At 70.0% G+C, this 23,963-nt stretch carries 23 protein-coding genes, 1 pseudogene and 2 riboswitches; of the genes and pseudogenes, 7 read left to right on the top strand and 17 right to left on the bottom strand.

Annotated elements, in window-relative coordinates:
• Positions 1–25 precede the first annotated feature (25 nt).
• From E0493_RS02655 to E0493_RS02620, 9 genes are all read right to left on the bottom strand, one after another.
• The gene (locus E0493_RS02655) at positions 26–1,402 is read right to left on the bottom strand and encodes an L-serine ammonia-lyase (RefSeq protein ID WP_160935367.1); all 1,377 of its coding nucleotides are present in this window, start codon (positions 1,400–1,402) and stop codon (positions 26–28) included.
• A gap of 1,151 nt (positions 1,403–2,553) precedes the next feature.
• On the bottom strand, positions 2,554–3,387 hold the full coding sequence (locus E0493_RS02650; RefSeq protein WP_235913548.1) for a Bug family tripartite tricarboxylate transporter substrate binding protein: 834 nt from the start codon (positions 3,385–3,387) through the stop codon (positions 2,554–2,556).
• Positions 3,329–4,093, bottom strand: coding sequence for an FAD-linked oxidase C-terminal domain-containing protein (locus E0493_RS23845; RefSeq protein ID WP_160935365.1), 765 nt, complete (start codon positions 4,091–4,093; stop codon positions 3,329–3,331). Before E0493_RS23845 ends, E0493_RS02650 begins: the two co-directional genes overlap by 59 nt.
• A gap of 3 nt (positions 4,094–4,096) precedes the next feature.
• On the bottom strand, positions 4,097–4,258 hold the full coding sequence (locus E0493_RS02640; RefSeq protein ID WP_160935364.1) for a hypothetical protein: 162 nt from the start codon (positions 4,256–4,258) through the stop codon (positions 4,097–4,099).
• Between the two features lie 81 nt (positions 4,259–4,339).
• A complete protein-coding gene (locus tag E0493_RS02635) occupies positions 4,340–4,555 on the bottom strand; it encodes an FAD-binding oxidoreductase (RefSeq protein ID WP_160935363.1) in 216 nt (71 codons plus the stop codon).
• A complete protein-coding gene (locus E0493_RS23025) occupies positions 4,552–4,734 on the bottom strand; it encodes a hypothetical protein (protein ID WP_202396869.1) in 183 nt (60 codons plus the stop codon). The genes E0493_RS02635 and E0493_RS23025 overlap by 4 nt, the downstream gene beginning before the upstream one ends.
• Positions 4,734–5,150 carry an Ldh family oxidoreductase gene (locus tag E0493_RS23020; protein ID WP_202396868.1) on the bottom strand — a complete coding sequence of 139 codons (417 nt, stop codon included), beginning with the start codon at positions 5,148–5,150 and terminating at the stop codon, positions 4,734–4,736. The genes E0493_RS23025 and E0493_RS23020 overlap by 1 nt, the downstream gene beginning before the upstream one ends.
• 204 nt (positions 5,151–5,354) lie before the next feature.
• Positions 5,355–6,899, bottom strand: coding sequence for a UxaA family hydrolase (locus E0493_RS02625; RefSeq protein WP_235913546.1), 1,545 nt, complete (start codon positions 6,897–6,899; stop codon positions 5,355–5,357).
• 14 nt (positions 6,900–6,913) lie between these two features.
• A complete protein-coding gene (locus tag E0493_RS02620; RefSeq protein WP_202396867.1) occupies positions 6,914–8,437 on the bottom strand; it encodes a UxaA family hydrolase in 1,524 nt (507 codons plus the stop codon).
• Positions 8,438–8,586: 149 nt separating this feature from the next.
• On the opposite strand from E0493_RS02620, the gene E0493_RS02615 reads away from it, so the two are divergent.
• Positions 8,587–9,483 carry a LysR family transcriptional regulator gene (locus E0493_RS02615; protein WP_160935361.1) on the top strand — a complete coding sequence of 299 codons (897 nt, stop codon included), beginning with the start codon at positions 8,587–8,589 and terminating at the stop codon, positions 9,481–9,483.
• Between the two features lie 58 nt (positions 9,484–9,541).
• Here the strand turns inward: E0493_RS02615 and E0493_RS02610 are convergent, their stop codons facing one another.
• From E0493_RS02610 to E0493_RS02595, 4 genes are all read right to left on the bottom strand, one after another.
• Positions 9,542–11,095, bottom strand: coding sequence for an aldehyde dehydrogenase family protein (locus E0493_RS02610; protein ID WP_456316340.1), 1,554 nt, complete (start codon positions 11,093–11,095; stop codon positions 9,542–9,544).
• 33 nt (positions 11,096–11,128) lie between these two features.
• Positions 11,129–12,868 carry an L-arabinonate dehydratase gene (gene araD / locus E0493_RS02605; RefSeq protein ID WP_160935360.1) on the bottom strand — a complete coding sequence of 580 codons (1,740 nt, stop codon included), beginning with the start codon at positions 12,866–12,868 and terminating at the stop codon, positions 11,129–11,131.
• 28 nt (positions 12,869–12,896) lie between these two features.
• Positions 12,897–13,973, bottom strand: a complete 1,077-nt coding sequence (locus E0493_RS02600) for a mannonate dehydratase (RefSeq protein ID WP_160935359.1) — start codon at positions 13,971–13,973, stop codon at positions 12,897–12,899.
• A gap of 247 nt (positions 13,974–14,220) precedes the next feature.
• Positions 14,221–15,876: an IclR family transcriptional regulator domain-containing protein gene (locus tag E0493_RS02595; protein ID WP_202396866.1), complete on the bottom strand. Its 1,656-nt coding sequence runs from the start codon at positions 15,874–15,876 to the stop codon at positions 14,221–14,223.
• A 133-nt stretch (positions 15,877–16,009) separates the two neighbouring features.
• Here E0493_RS02595 and E0493_RS02590 point away from each other — a divergent pair, with 133 nt between their 5' ends.
• The 4 genes from E0493_RS02590 (at position 16,010) to E0493_RS02580 (ending at position 18,292) form a co-directional block, all read left to right on the top strand.
• Positions 16,010–16,804, top strand: a complete 795-nt coding sequence (locus E0493_RS02590; RefSeq protein WP_160935358.1) for an RraA family protein — start codon at positions 16,010–16,012, stop codon at positions 16,802–16,804.
• Between the two features lie 5 nt (positions 16,805–16,809).
• Positions 16,810–17,262, top strand: a complete 453-nt coding sequence (locus E0493_RS02585) for a nuclear transport factor 2 family protein (RefSeq protein ID WP_160935357.1) — start codon at positions 16,810–16,812, stop codon at positions 17,260–17,262.
• Between the two features lie 118 nt (positions 17,263–17,380).
• Complete coding sequence (locus E0493_RS23015) at positions 17,381–17,560, top strand: hypothetical protein (protein WP_202396865.1); 180 nt, start codon at positions 17,381–17,383, stop codon at positions 17,558–17,560.
• A gap of 6 nt (positions 17,561–17,566) precedes the next feature.
• On the top strand, positions 17,567–18,292 hold the full coding sequence (locus tag E0493_RS02580; RefSeq protein ID WP_367614444.1) for an MFS transporter: 726 nt from the start codon (positions 17,567–17,569) through the stop codon (positions 18,290–18,292).
• Here the strand turns inward: E0493_RS02580 and E0493_RS02575 are convergent.
• From E0493_RS02575 to ispH, 4 genes and pseudogenes are all read right to left on the bottom strand, one after another.
• Positions 18,289–19,080, bottom strand: a pseudogene (locus E0493_RS02575) (IS5 family transposase). The gene E0493_RS02580 and the pseudogene E0493_RS02575 sit on opposite strands and share 4 nt — an antisense overlap.
• A gap of 234 nt (positions 19,081–19,314) precedes the next feature.
• Positions 19,315–19,800 carry a ribonuclease HI gene (gene rnhA / locus E0493_RS02570; RefSeq protein ID WP_160935356.1) on the bottom strand — a complete coding sequence of 162 codons (486 nt, stop codon included), beginning with the start codon at positions 19,798–19,800 and terminating at the stop codon, positions 19,315–19,317.
• A complete protein-coding gene (locus tag E0493_RS02565; protein ID WP_160935355.1) occupies positions 19,790–20,764 on the bottom strand; it encodes a homoserine kinase in 975 nt (324 codons plus the stop codon). Before E0493_RS02565 ends, rnhA begins: the two co-directional genes overlap by 11 nt.
• Positions 20,765–20,784: 20 nt before the next feature.
• Positions 20,785–21,762: a 4-hydroxy-3-methylbut-2-enyl diphosphate reductase gene (ispH, locus tag E0493_RS02560; RefSeq protein WP_235913545.1), complete on the bottom strand. Its 978-nt coding sequence runs from the start codon at positions 21,760–21,762 to the stop codon at positions 20,785–20,787.
• A gap of 96 nt (positions 21,763–21,858) precedes the next feature.
• On the opposite strand from ispH, the gene E0493_RS02555 reads away from it, so the two are divergent.
• Together E0493_RS02555 and gcvT are read left to right on the top strand one after the other, a co-directional pair.
• Positions 21,859–22,392 carry a hypothetical protein gene (locus E0493_RS02555; protein WP_160935354.1) on the top strand — a complete coding sequence of 178 codons (534 nt, stop codon included), beginning with the start codon at positions 21,859–21,861 and terminating at the stop codon, positions 22,390–22,392.
• Between the two features lie 207 nt (positions 22,393–22,599).
• Positions 22,600–22,699, top strand: a riboswitch (glycine riboswitch).
• Between the two features lie 3 nt (positions 22,700–22,702).
• Positions 22,703–22,799, top strand: a riboswitch (glycine riboswitch).
• Between the two features lie 48 nt (positions 22,800–22,847).
• Positions 22,848–23,957, top strand: a complete 1,110-nt coding sequence (gene gcvT / locus E0493_RS02550) for a glycine cleavage system aminomethyltransferase GcvT (RefSeq protein WP_160935353.1) — start codon at positions 22,848–22,850, stop codon at positions 23,955–23,957.
• Positions 23,958–23,963 lie beyond the last annotated feature (6 nt).

Genomic DNA, 23,963 nt, shown 5'->3' with positions numbered 1-23,963 from the left:
GGGAGAAGGCGCCTGAGGCCCGGGCTCAGCACTCCGTCACGTTCACCGCCAGGCCGCCGAGCGAGGTCTCCTTGTACTTCGACTGCATGTCGAGCCCGGTCTGCCGCATGGTGCGAATGACGTCGTCCAGCGAAACGTGGTGCGCGCCGTCACCACGCAGGGCGAGCCGGGCGGCGATGATCGCCTTGTTGGCGCCCACCGCGTTGCGCTCGATGCAGGGGATCTGCACCAGCCCCCCCACCGGGTCGCAGGTCAGGCCGAGATTGTGCTCCATGCCGATCTCGGCGGCGTTCTCCACCTGCGCCGGCGTGCCGCCCATGGCCGCGGCCAGCCCCGCCGCCGCCATCGAGCAGGCGACGCCGACCTCGCCCTGGCAACCGACCTCGGCGCCTGAGATCGAGGCGTTGCGCTTGTAGAGCACGCCGATGGCGCCGGCGGTCAGCAGCAGGTCGAGCACGCCCTCGGGTGTCGCGCCTGGAACGAAGCGCTCGTAGTAGTGCATCACGGCCGGAACGATGCCGGCGGCGCCGTTGGTCGGAGCGGTGACGACGCGGCCGCCCGCCGCGTTCTCCTCGTTGACCGCGATGGCGAAGAGGCTGACCCAGTCGGAAACCGTCATCGGGTCCGCCTCGCGCGGGCGTGCCAGAAGGTCGCGGTGCAAGGCGGCGGCGCGGCGGCGCAGATGGGTGCGGCCGGGCAGGTGGCCCTCGCCGCGCATGCCGCGGGCGATGCAGTCGCGCATGGCGTCGGCGATGCGGCGCAGCCCGGCTTCGACCGCCTGCGTGCCGAGGCCCCGCGCCTGCTCGTTGGCGCGCATCATGTCGGCGATCGAGAGCCCGCTTCGCGCCGCCATGGCCAGCATCTCGGCACCCGAGGCGAAGGCGTAGGGCAGGGCGACCGCGGTCGCCGGGCCGATCTCCCGCGCCAGGTCTTCCTCCGTCGCGACGAAGCCGCCGCCGATCGAGTAGCAGACCAGTTCCTCCAGCACCGCGCCGCCCGCGGCCAGGGCGGTGAAGCGCATTCCGTTGGTGTGGCCGGGCAGCGTCTCCCGCTGGTGCAGCAGCAGGTCCCGCGCCTCGGCAAAGGGCACGGGATGGCGGCCATCCAGCCGCAGCACACCTTCGGCGCGAATGCCGGCGACGAGGCGGGTGGCGTCGTCGGGGTCCAGGCGTTCCGGCCATTCGCCGGAAAGGCCGAGCAGCACCGCGATGTCGGTGGCGTGGCCGCGACCCGTGAGCGCCAGGGAGCCGAACACTTCCGCTCGGAGGCGGGCCACCTGCGGCAGCACGCCCTTTTCGCCCAGCGCGCGGACAAAGCCCGCCGCCGCCCGCATCGGCCCGACGGTGTGCGAGCTGGAGGGCCCGATCCCGATCCGGAAGATGTCGAAGACGCCGAACTCCATGCATTCCTCCCGTCTTTCGGGGAGCCTAGCGGGGCAGGAAGGCGCCGCACATCCCTTTGCGCCCTGGCACGCGCGACCGTGTCAGGCGCCTTGCCCCCATGGCTTCCACGGCCAGCGCCGAAGCGGGTAACCTGCCTTCCTGGTTGGCTGCCCGCCTGGTCCAGGCGATCGGGTTCTACCCCTGGAGCCTCCTGGACGTCGTGCGGCATCCCGCGAAAGCAGCCCTTCTCGGCGCGACGGGCGGCGCCTTGCGGGATCGAGTTGAACTCGAGATAGATGGAACTCGATCTGTCCCTGCCAGCCTGCGCCAGGCTGGGAGACGGGCTCCATGTACCCGGTCCGGCAACTTTGGCCCAGGGTCCGGGCATGGCGACGCTCGGGTGCCTGGACCTGCTGGCAGCGGGTGTCCTGAACCCGTACGTGACGAGCGGGCCCACCCCGCGGAACGCTTGACCTGGAGGCAGGCACGCATATGGTCGGAGCGTCGCCCCCATCCTCACCCGCCGAGCCTGGACCTGGCGGTCGGCCAGGAGGCGCAGTGGCGGTTCGACCCGCCCGCGGGAGGCGCGGAAGGGGGCGCCGGTCTCCAACGCCGCCCGCCCTCACCCAGCGACGGAAGCCTCCGCGCGTTCGGCGGCACGTCGTGACAGCGCAGCCTCGATCTCCTGTACGGTCAGGTGCACGTGGTAGGAGAGACAGGCGATGACGTCCTCACGCGGCACCGGCTTCGGGCCGTCCGGAGCGCCGGAAGGAACAGGCTCCGCATCAGGGCAAGGCGCCCGCTTCGCCAAGACGTCGAGGGCTTCGGACGGGTGGCTGGCGGGCAGGGAGGGCCAGACCGCCAGCACGGTGGCACGGGCGGCTTCCAGGGCTTCGTCGGGGCCGACGGCGCGCGCTTCGAAGATGCCGACCTGAGGGGCACTGATCTTGGCGGGCTCTCGATGGCCGACGTCGCGCGTCTCAAGGGCGCCCGCATCTCCCTGGATCAGGCGGCGCCGCTCGCGCGGGGACTTGGCCTCCAGGTGTCATGACGGAGGTGCCCTTACCCAGGCGACGCAGCTGCATGGATAAGGGTGGTGGCCGCAGGGTTCGGCGGCTCGGACGTGACGCCGACCAGTATCCTGTCGCCGACCAGGGCTGGAGCGAGTGCCTTACTCCGGCTTGATACCGGCTGCCTCCACAACCTCCTTCCACCTCGTTGTCTCGGACGCGACGAAGCTCGCGTAAGCCTCGGCGGAGATGCCGCCCGGCACGAGGCCGTTCGCGAGCAGCTTTTCCTTCAGGGGGCCCCGCACCGCTTTCGCCGTCTCGGCCTGCAGCCGCGCCACCATCGCGGCCGGCAACCCGGCGGGCGCGGACAGCCCTGTCCAGGACACCGCGATCACGTCGGGAGTGCCACTCTCGACGACAGTCGGCGTGTCCGGAAACAATGCGCTCCGTTCGGCGCTCGTCACCGCCAGCATCCGCAACCTGCCATCCTTGACGTGCGGGAGGAGCGCGTCGGCATTCGTGATGAGGACCGGCACCTGTCCGCCCAGCACGTCCGTCATGGCGGGGGCGCCACCACGGTAGGGAATGTGCTCGATGGCAACCCCGGCCTTCAGCTTGAACAGCTCCATGGCCAGGTTGCCGGACGAGCCGGTGCCGGAACTGGCGTAGCTGTGCTTGCCCGGCTCGCGCTTCGCGAGAGCGACCAGATCGGCCAGGGTCCGGGCGGGGAAATCAGGGTGGACCGCGATCCCGTTCGGCCCCGAGGCGATGAGGGTGATGTGCGTGAAGTCCTTCACCGTGTCGTAGGGCATCGACTTGTAAAGGCCAGCGTTGATGGCGTGGGAGCCGATCCCGGACAGGAGCAGGGTGTATCCGTCAGCAGCCGAACGCGCGACGGCCGCTGAGCCGATGTTGCCGTTGGCGCCGGCGCGGTTCTCAACGACGATCGTCTGGCCGAGGGCCTTCCCTACTTCCGAGGCGATCAGCCGAGCCATCGTGTCGCTCGTTCCTCCCGGAGGAAACGGAACAACCATGGTGATGGGACGGCTTGGCCAGGCCTGCGCCGCGGCTGGCGTGACGTGTGTCGTGGCGCCCGCGAGCGCTGCGGCGCCAAACGCCAGCACACCGCGTCGGGTAGTCCGATACTCGTTCATGGTTTCCTCCAGCATTTGATGATCTGGCCGCCTTTGGATGCGGTTCCCTGGAGACCGGTTTGCCGATATGCGCCACCCGGCCTCCAGCCTTTCCGAACGTCATTGCTGTAGCGAAACCCGTCGAGGCCGATCTACAGCCGAGTTCTCGCGCCTCGTGCCGTTGTCCCACCATGCGGGCCAGCGGCGCCGCTTTCAGTCCCGTAGCACCGCTCCGGGGTTCAGGATCCCGGCCGGGTCCAATGCGGCCTTCGCGCCGCATGGCTTGCACCCTGCCAGCCGGGATGCGCGCCGCCACGTGGCCTTTGTAGGGCCGCCCGACGCCATGCTCGGCGCTGAAGGATCCCCCATGCGCGTCCACGATGTCGTAGAGCGCGGTGCGGCTCGCCTCCGACACCGCAAGCTGGTTCGGCAAGGTCCGCGCCGTGGCCCGCAGGTTCCGGTGGAGGCTGCCGTCCCAAGCGTGGCCGTAGACGACCGGCGTCAGCATCGGGAAGCGTGCCGTCATCTCCCGCTCGGGCCGCTCGATGAAGTCGGCAAGCGAGGGCAAAGGCTAGGCGATGTCATGCTTGAGGCTCAGGCCCCCCTTGCCCTGCGCCTCGGGGAAGGACTCCCGCAAGGCCCCCAGGGTGGTGCGGCGATCCAGGCTCTCCGCCACCACGACATCCTCGGCGGCGCCATCCTCCAGGGCTTCCCCAAGCACGACGTCGTCCATTTCCGCCAAGGCTCAGGCGGCGTGCCGGTCGCCCACGGCGCCCTGCGCGGTGGGGACAGGGCGCGCCGCGAGCTGGGAGGATCACTCGCCGCCCTGCGGCACCACGCCCACGCCGTGCTCCGCGCAGAGGCGCAGCACCACCGCGACGGCTGCCGCGTCCGCCGGGCGCGCGACGGCCGATGGCCGCCCCTCGCGCTTGCCGAGCCAGTCGCGGGAATACGGCACAAGATCTGCCGGGTCCGTCAACACGGCGTCATCCAGCGCCGCACGCAACGCTTCGATCAGTGCGTGCATCATGGCAGGGCAACCCCGAGCTTGGCGGCCCAGGGCCGCAGGGCCTCCGGAATGCCGTCGCGCAGGCGGACGCCGTCGCGCTCCGCTGCCTCCCGCCGCTGGTCCTGGCCGCCCGCGGGCAGCACCGTGCCGCCGTCCCGCAGAACCGTAGGGGCGCCGCTCGCCTGTGCGGCAGCATCCATCAGCCAGGGGTGGTCGTATTGCCGTCCCTCGCGGGCCCGGCGCATGGCCAAGTTGTTGGTGGTGATGACGCGCTGACGTCGGTCATCACCGAAGCCCCCTCAGTCGGGAAGCCGATGGCGAACGGGGCCGGCGGCAGGGCGGCGCGCACACCGCCGAAGGGCGCCACCGTGGCCACGCCGGGCGCCGACGAATGCAGGCTCAGCACCATGCCGCGGGCCGCCACTCGTTCCAGGTAGGCTGCCAAGCAGTCGATATGGTGGCTGTTGCCGATGGGGATGCTCACAACCCCATGCTGGCCGACCCGCTCGAACGCCGTCTCCAATGCACGGGTCATCAGCCATGGGCCTGGCAGCCGCTTGCCGTCCCAGGCGAGGCAGGCTCCGCGGTCCGACAGCACCTCCGGCTCGCCAGACATCGCCATGTCTCCGGACGCTATCTCCCCCCAGGTCGCGCAGGGCCAGTTCCGGGCCGTGGGTCTCGTGGCCGAGCATGTCGGCCTCCACCAGGATGTCCGCCACGGCGGCGGCCTTGTCGGCGTCCAGCCCCGCCGCGCCGAACAACGCCGCCGCAAAGCGGCGCAACTCCGCGGGGTGGTGCAGCGTCGCAATCCCGGTCGCGCTCACGCCAGCACTCCGATCGGCCAAGGCACGAACTCGTTGGTGCCCATGCCGCTGAGCTCGCTTTTGGTGCGCTCGCCGGAGGCATGGCGCAGCAGCTGCGCGAAGATCCGCTGGCCCATCTCCTGCACCGTGGCCTCGCCGTCGATGACGATGCCGCAGTTGATGTCCATGTCTGACACCATCCGCTCGTACATCGGCGTGTTGGAGGCCAGCTTGATGGTGGGGGCGGGAAGGGAGCCGAAGCAGGAGCCGCGTCCGGTGGTGAACATCACCATGTTGGCGCCCCCCGCGATCTGCCCCGTTGCGGAAGCCGGGTCGTAGCCCGGCGTGTCCATGAAGACGAGGCCGTGCTGCGTCACCGGCTCGGCGTAGCGGTAGACCTCCATGAGCGGGGAGTTGCCGCCCTTCTTGGCGCCGCCGAGCGACTTCTCCAGCACGTTGGCCAGGCCACCGGCATTGTTGCCGGGCGAAACGCGGCCGTTGATCTGGCAGTCGCGGCCCTCGTTGTAGGCCAGCCACCAGCTCATGCGGTCGACCAGCTTCTGCCCGACCTCGGGCGTCACGGCGCGCGCCGTCAGCGTGTGCTCGACGCCGAAGATCTCCGAGGTTTCGGACAGGATCGGCGTGCCGCCGTGGCGCACCAGGATGTCCATGGCGGCGCCGAGGGCGGGGTTGGCCGACAGGCCAGAAAAACCGTCCGACCCGCCGCACTGCATGCCGATGGTCAGGTACTCGGCCGAAACCGGCTCGCGCGCCACGGCATTGGCGGCGGGGAGCATCTCCTTCACCTGGACGATGCCCGCTTCGACCGAGCGGCGCAGCCCGCCCTCGTCGCCAATCACCAGCGTCCGCAGCGTCGGGCCGCGCCGCAGCCCCTGCTCGACCAGGAACTCCTCAAGGTCATTGCTCTCCATGCCCGACGCGATGATCAGGGAAGCCGCGGAGTTGGGATTGCGGATGTACCCGCCCAGGGTGCGGCGCAGCAGCGCCATCGGCTCGCCGGAACGCTCCATCCCGTCGCCCATCTGGTGGATGAAGGGGGCGACGCCGTCAACCATCGGGTAGTCCGCCAGGCGGTCCGGCGTGAACCAGGCGGCGATCTTGCGCGCCGCCGTGCCGCCCGTGTTGCCCAGCACGAAGACGCCGACGTAGTTGCGCGTGCCCGCGCGGCCGTCGGCACGGCGGATGCCCTGGAAGGTGGCGCGCTCCGCTTGCGGCACGTACTCGGTCGGCACGTAGTTCTTCGAGAAGGCGTAGTCCTTCTCCACCGCGTCGAACAGGATGTTGTGGCTGTGCATCCAGGTGCCGGGCGGCAGGTCCTCGGACGCGTAGCCGATCACCGTGTTGTATTTCCGCACCGCCTCTCCCTTTGCGATGAAGCACGCGGCGATCTTGTGGCCGGAGGGCACGTCGTGCAGCGTCACCGTGTTCTCGGACGGCACCGGCGTCCCCGCCTGCACCGGCATCCGCGCGACGACGACGTTGTCCAGCGGGTCCAGGCGGATGAAGGGGTTGACGTTGGCGCGGGTCATCTGGTCGTTCATGGCGCTGTCCTCCCTCACGCCAGGACGCCGATGGGCCAGGGCACGAATTCGTTCTCGCCCGCGCCCTCGATCTCGCCCTTGGTCTTCTCGCCGGATGCGTGGCGCAGCAGCGCGTCGAAGATCTGCCGTCCCATCTCCTCCACGCTCACCACGCCGTCCAGCACCGGGCCACAATCCAGGTCGATGTCGTCCGCCATGCGCGCGAAGGTCTCGCTGTTGGACGCGATCTTCACGGTCGGCGCGGGCAGGGAACCGAAGGTGGTGCCGCGCCCCGTGGTCATGGCGATCAGGTTGGCGCCGCCCGCGATCTGGCCGGTGACCGATACCGGGTCGTAGTCGGGCGTGTCCATGAAGACGAGCCCCGGGCCGGTGACGCGGTCGGCGTAGCGCACGACCTCGGCGATGGGGGCGCTGCCCGCCTTGCGCGCGCCGTCGAGCGACTTCTCCAGCACACTGGCGAGACCAGCCGCGGCGTGACCGCGATCCAGCACGCCGTTCAACTGGGTGTCCTTGCCGCGGTTGTAGTCGCGCCACCAGTCCAGCCGAGCGCGGAGCGCCTCGCCCACCGCCGGGCTGGCGGTGCGGGCTAGGAAGGCGTCCTGCGCCAGCAAAATCTCGGGCGTTTCGGACAGGATGGCGGTGCCGCCAGCGGCGACCAGCAGATCCACCGCGACACCCAATGCGGGGTTGGCGGACAAGCCGGTGAAGCCATCGGGCGCGCCGCATTGCAGCCCGAGCACCAGATGCTCAGCCGAGACCTCCTGCCGCCGCGCGGCGTCGGCCAGCGGCAGCATGGCCTCCACCATGCCCTTGGCGGTGTCCACGGCGTTGCGGATGCCGCCGACCTCCTGGATGGTGACGGTGTGCAGGCGGTCGCCCACGGCCAGCTTTTCCTGTTCCAGGAAGCCCTTGAGGTTGTTGCGCTCGCAGCCCAACGCGACCACCACGGCGCCCGCCGTATTCTGGTTGTGGATGAAGCCGGAGATGGTGCGGCGCAGCAGGTCCATCGGCTCGCCAGTCATCTCCATGCCGCAGCCGATCTCGTGGACATAGGGCACCACGCCGTCGACGTTCGGGAAGGCCGCCAGGCGGTCCTCGTCGAACCAGTCGGCCGCCTGCCGCGCGGCGGTCGCGCCGCAATTTCCCACCACGAATACGCCGATGAAGTTGCGCGTGCCCACGCGCCCGTCCTCGCGCACGAAGCCCTGGAAGGTCGCGGTGGCAGCCGTCGGGCGCGTGGAAGTCACGTCCAGGCTTGGCAGCGTCACCCCTTCCACGGAGACGTCGCTCGCGCGCAGCGGCTGGCCAGCCTTCATGTCCTTGGTCGCGGTGCCGATCGCGATGCCGCCCCGCGTCACCGGCGTGCCCGCCACGATGTCACGGGTCGCCAGCTTGTGTCCGGCCGCCACGTCCTCCAGTGCCGTCAAGCCTTCGGACGGCAGGCGGGCGCCACGCGCGAGCGGATGCCTGGCGACAACAACGTTGTCCTGGGCATCCAGGCGCAGGATGGGGTCGTTCACCGCGTCGGCGGTGGACATGGACAGGAACACGGCTTCCTCCCTTTCCCGGGCTGGTGCAGGGGCCAGTCCGGCGCGGTTATGGAGTCACCTTAACTTTGCTGGGTGATATCGGTCTAACATCATCATAGCATTGTGGTTATACCGATTTTAGATCACCAGAGGCCGTCATGCTCGACCTCGCCCACATCCGGTCCTTTGTCGCCCTGGCGGAGGAGCTGCATTTCGGCCGAGCCGCCCGGCGGCTGAACATGACGCAGCCGCCGCTCAGCCGTCAGATCCAGCTCCTGGAGGCCGAGCTGGGCGTGGGGCTCTTCGACCGGTCCCGCCATGCCGTGGCGCTGACGGCGTCCGGCCACGCCTTTCTGCCGGAAGCCCGTGCGCTGCTGGGCGCCACCGAGCGGGCGGCACAGGTCGCCCGGCGCGCCGCTCAAGGTCGGGGACGCGGAGTGGTGAACCTCGGCTTCATTGGCGCCTCGACCTACGCCTTCTTGCCGAGATTGATCGAGCACACCCGGACCGAGCTGCCAGATATGGAGATCGTGCTGAAGGAGATGGACGGCGCCACGCAGTTGGAGGCATTGCGGGTGGGGCGCCTCGACATCGGCTTGGTGCGGCCCTTTCCCATGCCGGACATCGTGTCCTCCACCTGCGTCATGCACGAGGGGCTGGCGCTGGCGCTGCCGCTGGGCCATCCGCTGAGCACCAAGCGCCGCGTCGGGCTGCGCGACCTGAACGGCGAGGCCTTCGTCATGTACTCGACGGACGGGCCCTACATGCACGCCCTGCTGTCGAACACCTTCGCGGCGGCGGGCGTCCAGCCGCGCGTGGTGCAGGCGGTGTCCCAGGCGCACACCATCCTGTCCCTGGTCGGCGCGGGCACCGGGCTGGCCCTGGTGCCGGAGGAGGCGCGCAACGCCTCCTTCGACAGCGTGACCTTCCGCCCGATCGCCATCCCCGCGGCGCCGCTGGTCGAACTGCATGCGATCTGGCGGCCGGATAACGCCAACCCGGCGCTGGAGCCGCTGCGCGACCTGCTGCGCCGGATCGCGCTGCCGCGGCTCTAGAGGTCAGTGCTGGCCCAAGGCGCCGTCCACCCGGCGCCACAGGCCCTCCGGGTTGCCGTCACGCAGGGCGGCGGGGAGCAGCGCCTCCGGCACGTCCTGATAGCAGACCGGGCGCAGGAACCGCGCGATCGCCAGCATGCCGACGGAGGTGGAGCGGCCATCGGCCGTGGACGGGCCGCCATGCACCATGGCGTGGTTGACCTCCGCGCCCGTGGGGTAGCCCTTGACCAGGATGCGGCCCACGCGCCGCTCCAGCACGGGCAGGAGCCGCCGCGCCATGTCGACGTCGCCGCCGTCCATCTGGATCGTCGCGGTCAGCTGCCCCTCGAGGCTTTCGGCCAGCCGCAGCATCGTGTCCACGTCCCGGGCAGCGGATCACCAGCGACGCGGCGCCGAACACCTCCTCGCCCAGGACCGGGTCCTCTAGGAAAGGCGCGGCGCTGGCCTCGAACAGCGCGGCCTCGCCCTGGGTGCCCGCCGTGGCGAGCTGGCCGGACGCCACCTTGCGGACACGGTTGTTGCTAGCGAGGTGGGCAACGCCGCGCTGGTCGGCGTCGAGGATGCCGAGCGTCAGCATCCTTTGGGCGAGCGCGCCCGCCAGCGCGTCAGTGGCCGAAGTCAGGAACGTGTCCAGCCCTGGCCCGTCCAGCGCCAGCACCAGCCCGGGGTTGGTGCAGAACTGCCCGGCACCGAGGGTGAGGGAGCCGATGAATGCCTTGCCGATGGCAGATGCTCGCGCCGCCATGGCCTCCGGCAACAGGAACACCGGCTTGATGCTGCTCATCTCCGCGTAGGCGGGGATGGGCTCCGGCCGGGCGGCCGCGGTCTTCATCAAAGCGGTGCCGCCTGCGCGGGAGCTGGTGAAGTCCACGGCTTTGATGCGCGGGTCCGCCACCAGACCCTGCCCGACCAGTTCCGATGTGCCGGGATGGGCCGAGTGTGCCTTCACCACCACGGGGCAGCCCGCCACCAGCGCGGACGCGGTGTCGCCGCCGCCCACCGAGTAGGCCAGCGGGAAATCGGAGGCGCCGAGCACCGCCACCGTCCCCACCGGGATCATGCGCAGGCGCAGGCGCGGGTCCGGGCGGGGCAGGGGCGTGCGGTCCGGCAGCGCCGGGTCGATGCGGACGCCCAGGTAAGTGCCGTCCCGCACCTCCGGCGCGAATAGGCGCAGCTGACCCACGGTGCGCCCGCGCTCGCCCTTGAGGCGGCCGCGCGGCAACCCGCTCTCGGCCATGGCGCGGGTGATCAACTCGTCGGCGATGTCCAGGATCGCCTGGGCGCAAGCCTCCAGGAAGGCCGCGCGCACCTCGGGCGTGGTCTCGCGGTAGGCGTCGAAGGCCCTCCAGGCCAGGGCGCAGGCGCGCTCGACATCCGCGGCGGTTCCGCCGCCGAAGGCGGGTTCCGGCCGCTGGCCGGTGGCGGCCTCGACCGCGTGGAGGAGGTTGTCGGTGCCGCGCAGCGCGGGCGCTATCCCACCGATGGGTGAGAAGCGGGGCGGGGTCAGGATACGGTTCTCCATGCTCTCCAGCATCGGCTTCACCTTGGCGAGGCAACCCAGACACCGGGGCTCGGCGAACAGCCGCGCGCGGCGCTCCTGCCGGTCCTGCAGGCTGTCGTAGCCCCGACGATCATGGCAGCCTCCTCAGAACACGTCCGGCTCGGGCACGGCCCGGCCGTGGTCGGTGCGCAGCACGTCGAAGTCGCAACCGTCGTGCGCCTGGCCGACATGCTGGGCGAAAATGGCGCCGTAGCCCCGCTCGTAACGCGGCGGCGGCGCCGTCCAGGCGGCGTGGCGGCGCGCCAGCTCCGCCCCGTCGACCCGCATGTCGATGCGGCGATTCGGGACATCGACCGCCACGACGTCGCCGGTCCGGAGCAGGGCGAGCGGGCCGCCGACGTAGCTCTCCGGCGAGACGTGCAGGATGCAGGCTCCGTAGGAGGTGCCGGACATCCGGGCGTCGGAGATCCGCACCATGTCGCGGACGCCCTGGCGCACCAGCTTGGCTGGGAGCGGGATCATGCCGATCTCCGGCATCCCGGGACCTCCCAGGGGTCCGCCGTTGCGCAGCACCAGCACCGTGTCCGGCGTCACCTCCAGGTCGTCGCGGTCGATGCGGGCCTTGAGGTCAGGATAGTCCTCGAACACCAGGGCAGGTCCGGCGTGGACGTGCAGCCGCGGGTCGCAGGCGCTGGGCTTGATGACGCAGCCGTCCGGCGCGAGGTTGCCGCGCAGCACGGCCAGCGCGCCCTCGGCGTAGATCGGGTTCGCCTCGGTGCGGATCACGTCGTCATCGTAGACCTCCGCGTCCGCGATGCAGGCGCCCAGCGTCTCGCCACTGACGGTCATGGCGTCGAGATGCAGGTGCCGCGCGATGCGGGACATCAGTCCGCGCAGGCCACCGGCGAAGTGGAAATCCTCCATCAGGTACGTGCTGCCGGACGGACGCACGTTGGCGATCACCGGCACGGCACGGCTGGCGCGGTCGAAGTCGTCGAGGCCGATGTCCGTGCCCGCCCGACGCGCCATGGCGATCAGGTGGATGATGGCGTTGGTGGAGCACCCCATGGCCATCGCGACCGCGATGGCGTTCTCGAAGCTCTCGCGCCTCAGAATGCGCCGGGGCGCCAGGTCCTCCCACACCATCTCCACGGCGCGGCGCCCGGCGGCGGCGGCCATGCGGTGGTGGTTGACGTCCACCGCGGGGATGGAGGAGGCGCCGGACAGCGTCATGCCCATGGCTTCGGCGATGGCCGTCATGGTGCTGGCCGTGCCCATGGTCATGCAGGTGCCCGCGGACCGGGCGATGCCGGACTCGATCTCCTGCCAGTCCTTCCGGCTGATCCGGCCCGCGCGGCGCTCGTCCCAGTACTTGAAGGCGTCCGAACCGGAGCCGAGCGTGCGGCCGTGCCAGTTGCCGCGCAACATCGGCCCGGCGGGCACGAAGATGGCCGGAAGCCCCATGCTGATCGCGCCCATCAACAAGCCGGGCGTCGTCTTGTCGCAGCCGCCCATCAGCACCGCGCCATCGATGGGCTGGGAACGCAGCAGCTCCTCCGTCTCCATGGACAGAAAGTTGCGATAGAGCATGGCGGTCGGCTTCACCAGGCTCTCGAACAGCGAGATCGCCGGAAGCTCGATCGGCAGCCCCCCCGCCTGCAGCACGCCACGCTTCACGTCCTCCGCCCGCTCGCGGAAATGCCCATGGCAGGGGTTCATCTCCGACCACGTGTTGACGATCGCGATGATCGGCCTTCCCTCGTAATCGGAGTGGGACAGGCCGAGCTGCAGCACGCGCGAGCGGTGCAGGAAGGAGCGCAGGTTGTCCGGCGCGAACCAGCGCGCGCTCCGCAGCTCGTCAGGAGATTTCCTGCGCGTGACCATTGCTGATGTTCCTTGCCGCGACGTCGTTTCAGGCCGCCTGCAGCAGGCCCCTGGTATAGCCAAGCGCGAAAGCGAAGAAGCGTTCGCGGCCGGGGTCCAGGTCGCTTAGCGGCACGTGGTCGGGGCACAGGATGCCGTCGTAGCCGACGCTGCGGTAGCTGCGGATGGACGCGGCCATGTCCACGTCGCCTTCGTCCGGGAAAGCCTCACGGAAGTCCAGGTAGCCGCCCTTGATGTTGCGGAAATGGACCATGAAGATCCGCTTGCGGCCGCCGAACTCGCGGATGGCTTCCTGCACGATGCCGTTGGGATCGTCCGACATCTCGGCCACCGTGCCCTGGCAGAAGTTCAGCCCGTGGCTGGCGTTGGCCGGTGCGATGTCCAGGAAGCGGCGGATGCCAGCCAGGGAGCCGACCACGTGGTTCACGCCGTTCAGCCCGCCCGGCGGGTAGGCTGGGTCGTGCGGATGACCGGCCAGACGCACGCCTTCCTTCTCCGCCGTCGGCATCACCTGCTCGACGAAGTATTCCAGAGCCTGCCAGCCCTGCTCCTCGGTGACGCCGGGGATGCTGCTGCCCAGCACCTGGCCGCAGGCTTCGGGGGTGCCGATGGCGTTCACCGGCTCGTCGCTGTCCTCGCGGTTGCTGTCGGGGTGGCCGACGCCCCAGTAGGAGAACTGGGCGTCGCAGGCCGGATCGTACTCCGCGGCGTTGAAGGCGGAGCAGGAGACGCCGCCGCGGCCCTGTGCCACGCCAGTGCGCGTGATGCCGACCATCTGGACGTTGTACTTCAGGGTGGTCACGCCACCTGCCGCGGCGGCGCGGATGTCCTGGCGGATGCCCTCCGCGGTCGCCGCCGCGCGCTCGCGGTTGTAGAGGCTGTCGAGCAGGATGGAGCCGATGTCGACCGCCATCACCTCCAGGCGCAGGCCGAAGCGCTCCACGAACTTCCGCTGCTCGGCCACCTTCGCAGGATCCCACCGCCCGCTTGCGTCCAGCAACTGCACGTTGGGCCTGGTGTCGACGACGATGCCCTGGGCGCCAAGCTGGGCGGAGAGGCGCAGGCGGGCCTCGGTGGGGTTGATGAGCTGTTCGCCGATGTACATCCCGTTTCTCCCCTGTCGCTACCTACGGCAACCTGGGGAACGGACATGGAGGAGGCGCTGGTCGCGGGCAAGCCGAAGCGCCGGATGGTTAATCTCGGCGTCCCACATTCCGGGAAACCAGGTGAGATCGAAGGCTGGTGCCTCTAGAGCATTTCCCGTTCGCTCTGGCTCACGGGAAATGCTCTAGCCGTTTGTTTCGACAAACATCTTCACCCGTCCCGATGATGCCACCGGAACGGGATCTGCTCTAGAACCAGGCCGTCCCAACTTCCTCCACGCCGCAAACTCCGGCTCCCACGGCCAGCAGGCGCCCGGACAGCGGCGCGGCGGCCAGGGCGTCCAGCGCCATCCCGTCCCGCGCTGTGGCGACGTAGAGCGTGTCCAGGTCCGGCCCGCCAAAGCCGATGTCGGTGGGCCGCGGGACTGGCAGGGGCAGGATCCGGTCCACTTCCCCTTCCGCCCCGAGCCTTGCCACGCTCCAGCCATCGTAGAGAGCGGTCCAGACGCCTCCATCCCGGTCCACCGCCAGCCCGGCCGGACGGCCGCCGCCAGCGGGCAGCCGAGCGAGCAACAGCGGCGCCGTCCGCCCCACCTCGAGCCGATGGACCGTACCGAAGGCGAGGGTGGCGGCGAAGAGCGCAGTGCCGTCCGGCGCCCAGGCGAGGGCAGAGACGGTGCCTGGCAGACGCCAGGCTGGCTGGGTGATCCCGGCGGCGGACAGCACGCCGATGACGCTGCCTCCATCCGGCGTCGGCAAGGCCGCCCAAGCGTCGCCGTTCGGGTGGATGCGCAGCGCTGTCGGCGCCGCGGGAAGGGGGGTCAACGCCCGACTTTGCCCGTCGGGCGTCACTCGCGTCACCGCCCCTTCCATGTCGACCAGGATTGCCGCACCGCGCTCATCCAGAGTGAGGGCGCGAATAGGCACCTCCGTCCGGGTGACATGGCGATCAAGGCCGCCGGGAGGGAGACACCGCAGCTCGGGCGCCAGCATGTCGCACCACCAGACCAGCCCGGCCTGGGCCGACCAGCGGGGAGAGGCGCCGTGGAAGGCCGCCGCGGCGGACATGGGCTGTGCGGGCGTTCCGGAAGCCGCCTTTGGCACCGCCGGTCGGAGCTGCGCGCCGATGCGGCGACCGGCGGCGGCCACTTCGGGACCCAGGAGGTCGAGGCGTTCCCGCGTCATGCGCCAAGCAGGACCGGCGACGCTGACGGCGCCGACCACCGTCCCCTCGGGGTCCAGCACCGGGGCGCCGACGCAGCGGACGCCCTCGACGATCTCCTCGTCGTCGGTGGCGAAGCCCCGGGCCTGCACGATCCGCAGGGCCGAAGCCAGGCGACGGCGATCCGTAATCGTGTGATGCGTCAGTGGCGTCATGGGCAGGCGCTTCAGCAGCTTGTCCCGCTCGCCGTCCGGCAGGAAGGCGAGGATGGCCTTGCCCTGGCTGGTGCAGTGCAGCGGCTTGCGTTGGCCGAGCCGGGCGGCCGAGCGGACCTCGTGCGCGCCCTCGAACTTGCCCAGGGCCACCACCTCGCGCCCTTCCAGGACGGCCACGTAGGCGGTTTCGCCTGTGGCGTCGCGCAGGCTCCGCAGCTCCGGCGCGGCGACGGCGGGGAGATCGGGCGCGGACCAAGCCCCGTGGCCCATTCCCTGGGCGATCTCCATCAGCCGGAAGCCAACCGCGTAGACACGCCTGGCCGGGTCCTGCCGCAGAAGCCCGCGCGCCACCAGAACGCCGAGGATGCGGTAGGTCGTGGTGCGGGATAGCCCCAGCTGCGCCATCAACTCCGACTGCGCGATACCTCCCGGCGCCGCCGCCACCGCTTCCAGCACGTCGCAGGCCTTGCCCAGAAGGGCAGCTCCGTGGGGACGTGCGGGCTCGCGATCGGCATTCCGATCCATCATGTGGGACTGCTAGCGCGATTCTGCCCGCCGTGACAGCTCGAACCGGCGGAAGCTGGTTGACCCTCGCCCGGTCGGCGGCCCACCAGTTGGCCAGCCAAGAAATGCCCTGTTCCAATCCTCAGGAGGTCACGCCATGTCCGAGACCAACGACATCGTCATCACCGCCGAACACTTGGCGCGCCTGGCGAAGTGCAGCAGCGGCTCCATCACCACCGAACTGTTCCGGCTGGGCTTCAAGCAGTGCTTCCTGGTGGGGTTGAAGCCGCTGAATCCGGACGTGAAGTCCTTCGCGGGCGAGGCCTTCACCATGCGGATGATTCCGGCGCGGGAAGACAAGGAAACCTACGCCACCCTGACGCCCTCGCCCAACCCGGACAACCTCCAGTGGGTTGGCGTCGAGGACACCCAGCCCAACCAAGTCATGGTGATCGACAGTCGCAATGACCCGCGCGCGGCCTCCATGGGCAACATGCTGCTGACGCGCATGCAGAAGCGCGGCGTGGTGGGCGTGATCACCGACGGCTCCTTCCGCGACGGCTCCGAAATCGCGGAAATGGACCTGCCTGCCTACTGCCAGGCGGTGGTGGCCTCCACCCGCCTGTCCTACCACCACGTCGCCGACCTGAACGTGCCGATCGCCTGCGCGGGCGTGGCCGTCTACCCCGGCGACATCGTCCATGGTGAGAAGGACGGCATCACGGTCATCCCCCGTCACGTCGCGCTGCAGGTGCTGGAAGCCTGCGAGCGGCGCGATCCGCTGGAGAAGTACTTGGCGCTGCGCGTGCAGGCGGGCGAGGCGCTCTGGGGCGTCTATCCGCCCACCGAGCAGACCCGCGCCGACTTCGCCGCCTGGCAGGCGGCGGGCTCCCGCCCCGAGGACGCCGCGACCATCCGCGCCCCGAAGCCCGTGACGGCGGCGGCGGAGTGAGCGGCATGGACAAGCGCGAGGCCCTGATCCGCCGCTACTTCGACGCCTGCAATGCGGGTGACCACGACGCGCTGGTGTCCTGCTTCACGCCGGATGCGGTGCATTACTTCCCGCCCGGCCTGCCCGGCGCGCCCTGGCGCGGGGCGGGCGCCATCGCCGAGGGCTGGGTCTGGTGCGTGGAAACCCTGGGCAGCCAGTGGACCATCGAGCGCGTGCTCTGCGGCCCCGAGGAGGGCGGCCCGGACGGCGTGCCGGAGGCGGTGATCGAATGGACGCACTGGAAGGCGAAGCAGAACACCGCCCTGCGCGGCGACGAGTGGTACCGCTTCGACCCGCGGAGCGGCCTCATCTCCGAGATCCGCGCCTACTACGCCTCCCCGGCGCAACAGGGCGTCGCGATCAACGAGCTGCACGACTTCGACTACGCGGGCCGGGGATACCATCTGAAGTCAAGCTGACGGTCCATGGGAACCGGTCGCCAGACCGGTGCACCTCGAGCTGGCGGCGCGCGAACCTTTTGACGGGAGAGGCGCTGCGAACCGGCCAGCCAACAAAGCACAAAAGTCAGGTACGCCCATGGACTCGCATCCGACCAAGGCGGGCAACAAGCGCTTCGTCGCGCTTGGCCTCATCACTATTGTCCTCGCGCTCAGCACCGGCGACCGCGCTACCCTGTCCGTCGCCGGACCCGGCATGTCTCAGGAGGTCGGCCTGAGTTCCGTCGAGATGGGGCGGCTCTTCTCCTCGTTCGCCTAAGCCTATGTGCTGGGGCAGGTCCCGGCAGGCTGGCTGGTGGATCGGCTGCGCGCCAAGCGCAGCGTCCTGGTCGGCCTGGTCGGCTGGTTCCTCGCGACCTTCCTGATGAGCGGCGTCGGGTGGCTCCCCTTTCCGTTCCTGGAGCTGATGGTGCTGCGGTTCCTGCTGGGCATCCTCGAAATCCCCGTGGGGCCCGCCTCCGGCCGCGTGATCGCCACCTGGTTTCCGTCCACGGAGCGCGGCATCGCGGGTTCGATCTTCAACAGTGCGCAGTACGTCTCCCTGGTGATCTTCACGCTGCTGATGGGCTGGCTGGACCATGTATTTGGCTGGGAGCACATCTTCGGCATCATGGGTGTGCTGGGGCTGATCCTCGGCGCGGTCTGGGCCATCCAGCACTTCGCCCCTCCCGAGCATCCGACGGTCAGCCCGGCGGAGATCGACTACATCCGCGCCGGTGGCGCACTGGTGGACCTGGGCAGCAAACCCGCTGCGGAGACGCCGGAGACGGCAAGGTTCCCTGTCAGCGCGCCGTTCCGCAGCCACATGCTGGTCGGCATCTTCATCGCACAGTACTGCATCACTTCCATCACCTGGGTCTTCGTTGCCTGGCTTCCGTCTTACCTGGTCAAGGGGCGTGGTTTTGACATGCTGCAGGCCGGGTTTATCGCGGCGCTGCCTGCCATTTTCGGCTGTATCGGAGGCGTGACGAGTGGGTTCATCTCGGACTAGGCGGCGTGGGCAAAGCTGATCCATAGGCGGATGGCGGCGAGGTGGGCGAAGCTGAGGGAGCTGCTGGCGGCATGGTCGCACAGGGTGGCGACGCGGCGGCTATTCTTTAAGCGGTTGATGCAGCGCTCGATGCGGTTGCGGAGGGCGTAGAGAGGCCGCTGGACGCTGTGCTGGATGCGCCTGTTGCGCTTGGTCGGGATCTCCGGCTGCCCGCCGCGGTCGCGCACATCCTGGCGTAGGGCATCATTGTCATAGCCGCGGTCGGCGAGCAGAATGCCGGGCTCGCTGTCCCGTTCCTCCATCAGTTCGCCATAGGCCGTGCTGTCATGCGCCTCATTTGGCGTCAGCGTCAGGCTGATCGGCAGGCCATGGGCGTTGGTGCGGAGGTGGATCTTGGTCGAGAAGCCACCGCGCGAGCGCCCAAGAGCCTGACGATGAGTCCCCCTTTTGCGCCAGCCGCGCAGTGGTGGGCCCGAGCGATGGTGCTGTCGATCATCTGCAAGGCGTCGGCGTCACCGCTCCTGTCGGCCAGGGCTTGCAGCAGTACGTCCCACAGGCCGGAGGTGGTCCAGCGTCGATACTGCCGGTGAACCGAGTTCCAGTTGCCCAACTCGGGCGGCAGGTCGCGTCAGGGAATGCCCGTTCGTGCCACCCAGGAGATGGCGTCCAGCACCCGACGATGGCTGGCAGGCGGGCGGCCGCGGAACGGGCCGGTCTCGGTTACGAAGAGGTCAAAGAAGGCCCATTCCTCACACCGTCAGCAAGCCTCGCAGCACCAGCGCCTCCATTCAGGAGGCAGCCTTGAATCACCCCAGGCGCAGGGTGGGAAGGACCTTTGTCCACGCCGCCTAGCTCTGTATGCGCTACTTGCGCACGCTTTCCCGGCAGCGGTGCTGGGCTGCGGTTACTTGGAAACGCTCAACGATGTCTTGTCAGTGGTGCCGCAAGGATTTGACTCGGCGGCGAAGCTGTTCTTGTGCACCGGTGAGTTTTCTGGCGTCAGAGCTGGGCTTTGGGGGTCCTCACACGCCTTGCTGCCCCATCTGCCGCGCGGCGGTGGCGAGCTGGTCGGCGCGTTCGTTCATGGCGTCGCCGGCATGGCCGCGCACCCAGCGCCACTCCACCTTGTGCGGCTTGGCCGCGGCAAGCAGGCGCTGCCACAACTCCATGTTCGCCACCGGGTCCTTGGCGGCGTTGCGCCAGTTGTTGCGCACCCAGCCGTTGATCCAGCGGCTGATGCCGTTGCGGACGTATTCGCTGTCGGTGTGCAGCACCACGGTGCAGGGGCGCTTCAGCGTCTCCAGCGCCATGATGGCGGCGGTCAGCTCCATGCGGTTGTTGGTGGTGGCGGGATCGAAGCCGGAAAGCTCCTTCTCCGCCTGGCCGTAGCGCAGGATGGCGGCCCAGCCGCCGGGCCCGGGATTGGGCTTGCAGCCGCCATCGGTCCAGATCTCGACCAGCCGCGCCGATGCCTTGGGCGCGGCCTCGGTGAAGGCATCAGAGGCCATAGGCGGCAACATCCTTCGCCCCGGCATGGAAGCGCAGGCGGCGCAGGTACTCCAGCGGGTCCTTGCGCGTCACCAGCGCGCCGGCGGGCGTGTGGGTCCAGTCGTAGAGGCGGGTCAGCAGGAAGCGGATCGCGGCGCCGCGGCACAGCACCGGCAGCGCCTCCAGCTCCTCGGAGGTGAGCGGGCGCAGCGCGTGGTAGGCACCGATCAGCGCCCGCGCCTTGGTGACGTTGAAGGCGAGGTCCGGCTCGAAGCACCAGGCATTGAGGCAGATGGCAAGGTCGTAGGCCAGGAAGTCGGTGCAGGCGAAGTAGAAGTCGATCAGGCCGGAAACGCGCGGGGTGCCGCGCTCCTCCTCCAGAAAGAAGACGTTGTCCGGAAAGAGGTCGGCATGGATGTGGCCGCGCGGCAGGCCGCGTGGCCAGTCGCGCAGGATGCCGGCGAGGTGCTCGTCCAGCTCGGCGATCAGGCCGGGCTGCACGGCGTCGCCGCCGGCGCGGCAGCGGTCGAGCAGCGGCGCCCAGGCGCGCGGCCCGAGCGCGTTGGGCCGCTCGGCGCGGAAGCCCTCGCCGGCGCCATGCAGCTGCGCCAGCGCCGCCCCCACCGGGGCGCAATGCGCCTGCCGCACGCGGCGCGGCCAGACGCCGGGCAGAAAGGTGCAGATCGCCGCCGGTCGGCCGCAGAGGCTGCGCAGGGCGCTGCCGTCCCGTCCGGCCACCGGCAGCGGGCAGGAGAGGCCATGCGCCGCCAGGTGCCGCATCAAGCCAAGGAACCAGGGCAGCTCGGCCGGGTCCACCCGCTTCTCGTAGAGGGTGAGGATGAAGTCGCCCCCGCTGGTCTTGAGGGCGAAGTTGCTGTTCTCTACCCCCTCGGCAATGCCCCGGAAGGCCAGCAACTCGCCCAGTTCGTATTCGGCCAGGAAGGCGCGCAGCGCCTCGTCCGAGACCTCGGTATAGACCGCCATTGGCGCCCCGTCGTTGCAGTTTACTTCGCCAGCGCGGCCGGCAGCTTGAACGTCACAGTTTCCTGCGCCACGACCACTTCCTCAAGGGTCAGCGTGAAGCGCTCGCGCAACCGGGCGAGGATTTCCTCCACCAGCACCTCCGGCGCGCTGGCGCCGGCGGTGATGCCGATGGTGCCGAGCCCGTCGGCCAGGGCAGGGTCGAGGTCGCTGCCCCGCTGGACCATGATGGCGCGCGGGCAGCCGGCACGCTCCGCCACCTCGCGCAGCCTCACGCTGTTCGAGGAGTTGGGCGCCCCCACGACCACCACCACTCCGGCGCGCGCCGCGATCGCCTTGACCGCCGCCTGCCGGTTGGTGGTGGCGTAGCAGATGCTCTCCTTGGCGGGTTCGGCCATTTCCGGGAAGCGGCGGCGCAGCGCGGTGACGATGCCGGCCGTGTCCTCCACCGAAAGGGTGGTCTGGGTGGTGTAGGTGAGCGGCAGGTCGGGCACCGGCTTTCGCTCGGCATCCTCCACCGTCTCGATCAGCGTGAAGGAGCCGGGCGGCAACTGGCCCAGCGTGCCCACCACCTCCGGATGCCCTTCATGCCCGATCAGCAGGATATGCCGCCCGGCCGCGGCCTGGTGCTCGGCGGCGCGGTGCACCTTGGAGACGAGCGGGCAGGTGGCGTCCAGATATATCATGTTTCGCCGCCTGGCCTCGGCCGGCACGGCCTTGGGCACGCCATGGGCGCTGAACACCACCGGCGCGTCCTCTGGTACCTCGTCCAGTTCCTCGACAAAGATGGCCCCCTTGGCCCGGAGGCTGTTCACCACGAAGCGGTTGTGGACAATCTCATGCCGCACATAGACGGGAGGGCCGAAACGGCGCAGCGTCTCCTCGACAATTTTGATGGCGCGGTCCACGCCGGCGCAGAAGCCCCGGGGGCCGGCGAGCAGCACATGCAGGGTGGGCTTGACGGTCATGCTGGCCTGTCCGATGGGGTCGTGGTCGTTCATGCGGCGGTGCCCGGCATGATGGCCGGGGCATCAAGACGCGGCACTAAGGGGAAGAGTGGCAGCATGGTCAAGGCGCGGAACCTCCGGAACGGCGGGATGGCGGCAATCGGCGTGGCAGTTCTGCTGCTCGCGGCCTGCAGCGGCAGCGGCGGGACGTCGAGCGCCTTGCAGAACGCCACCGCGCCCTGTCCGCGGATCGCCATCCTCGCCGATGCCGCGGACCTGACCCGCTTCCACCCGGGCGGCGGGCAGGACCTCACGGCGATGGAGCTGAACGCCTCGCTTTCAGGCTTCCAGGCGAAATGCGACTACGCACCCCGCCAGGCCGGGCTGGACGTCACGCTCACCCCCAACTTCAACGCGGAACGCGGCCCTGCCGCCCAGGGCCGAACCTCCCAGTTCCCCTATATGGTGGCGGTGGTGGACAACGAGAACCACATCCTTTCCCGCGCAACCTATAACATGCAGGTTGAATTCCCTCCCAACGTTTCGCGCACCCGGAGCGAGGGCGAGGAGCTGAGCATCCGCATCCCGGGGCAGCCGCAGGCGGCGGCGCAGAGGCGCATCCTGCTCGGTTTCGTTCTCAGCCCCGATGAGTTGGCGCTGAACCGCCGCCGCGGCCCGCGCTGAGGAAGCGGCCGGGCCTGGCGGAGAGGTGAGGCACCGGGCCTGGGCGGCCGCTCCGTCCGGGTCTCGGGAGGGTTGAGCGGGCCTCCGCAGCGCGGTGCTCGGACGGGCCGCGATGCCGGCGGCGGAACGGATAGGGGGAATCGCGCGGCACCGCCGGCTCCACTCTTGCAAGCGGCGCGGCGCTCAGGCACCTAGGGGAATACCCGCTGATCCCGCGCGGGAGAGAACGGCTGCCGCTGGCGGCGGCCGTCGCCGAAGGCGCAACCGGCCCCCGGAAACGCTCAGGCAGAAGGGCCGCGCGGAGAAGGGGCCTCTGGAAAGCCCAGAGCCCGGAAACGGGGGCTGGCACCGACGGAGTAAGGCGCGTGATTGCCCGCGCTGAATCTCTCAGGTTCTCGGGACAGAGGGGGGCCACGAACCCTGTTTCCGCCGCCTCGCGCGGCGTTGGAGGCTGCGTGGCCGAGACCCTGTTAGAAACGCCCCTGGCGTCCCTGCACCGCGAACTGGGCGGCAAGATGGTGCCCTTCGCCGGCTATGCCATGCCGGTGCAGTACCCGGCCGGGATCCTGGCCGAGCACCTCGCCTGCCGGAGTGGCGCCGCGCTGTTCGACGTTTCCCATATGGGCCAGGCGGAGCTGGTGGGCGAGGGCGCGGCCGGGGCGCTGGAGCGCCTGACCCCGGCCGACGTGAAGATCCTGAAGCCCGGCCGGCAGAAATACGGGCTGCTGACCACCGAATCCGGCGGCATCCTGGACGACTTCATGGTCGCCAACCTCGGCGACCGGCTTTTCCTGGTGGTGAACGCCAGCCGCAAGGGCGTGGACCTGCCGGCCATCGAGGCGGTGCTGCCCGCCGGCGTGCGGCTGAACCGGCTGGAGGACCGCGCGCTGATCGCACTGCAGGGCCCGGCCGCCGTTCCCGCCGTGGCGACGCTGGCGCCGGCGATCGCCTCGCTCGGCTTCATGGGCGTCACGTCCACCGAGATCCAGGGCATTCCGGTGCTGGTCAGCCGCAGCGGCTATACCGGCGAGGACGGGGTGGAGATCAGCGTGCCGGCCGGGCAGGCCGAGGCGCTCGCCCGCGCCCTGCTGGCGCTGCCGGGCGTTTCGCCCGCCGGGCTCGGGGCGCGCGACTCCCTGCGGCTGGAAGCCGGCCTCTGCCTCTACGGCAACGACATCGACGAGACGACCAGCCCGGTCGAGGCCAACCTGGTCTGGACGGTCGGCAAGCGCCGCCGCACCGAGTGGAACTTCCCCGGCGCCGAGCGCGTTCGGGAGGAACTGGATAACGGCCCGAAGCGCCTGCGCGTCGGCCTGCTGCCGGAGGGGCGCCAGCCCGCCCGCGCCCATACCCCGATCACCGCCGGCGGCGCGGCAGCGTGGGAGACAGTGGGCGAGGTGACCAGCGGCACCTTCGGCCCCTCGCTGAACGGCCCCTGCGCCATGGGCTACGTGGCCCGCGAGCACGCCGCCGACGGCACCGCCCTCGACCTCCTGGTGCGCGGCAAGCCGCTCGCGGCCCGCGTCGCGCCTACCCCCTTCGTTCCTCACCGTTACGCCCGATAAGGACCT

The sequence above is a fragment of the Teichococcus coralli genome, assembly GCF_009829925.1.
Classification (GTDB): Bacteria; Pseudomonadota; Alphaproteobacteria; order Acetobacterales; family Acetobacteraceae; genus Pseudoroseomonas; species Pseudoroseomonas coralli.
The sequence above is the reverse complement of the archived record's forward strand: the minus strand, read 5'-3'. Positions and strand labels throughout refer to the sequence as shown.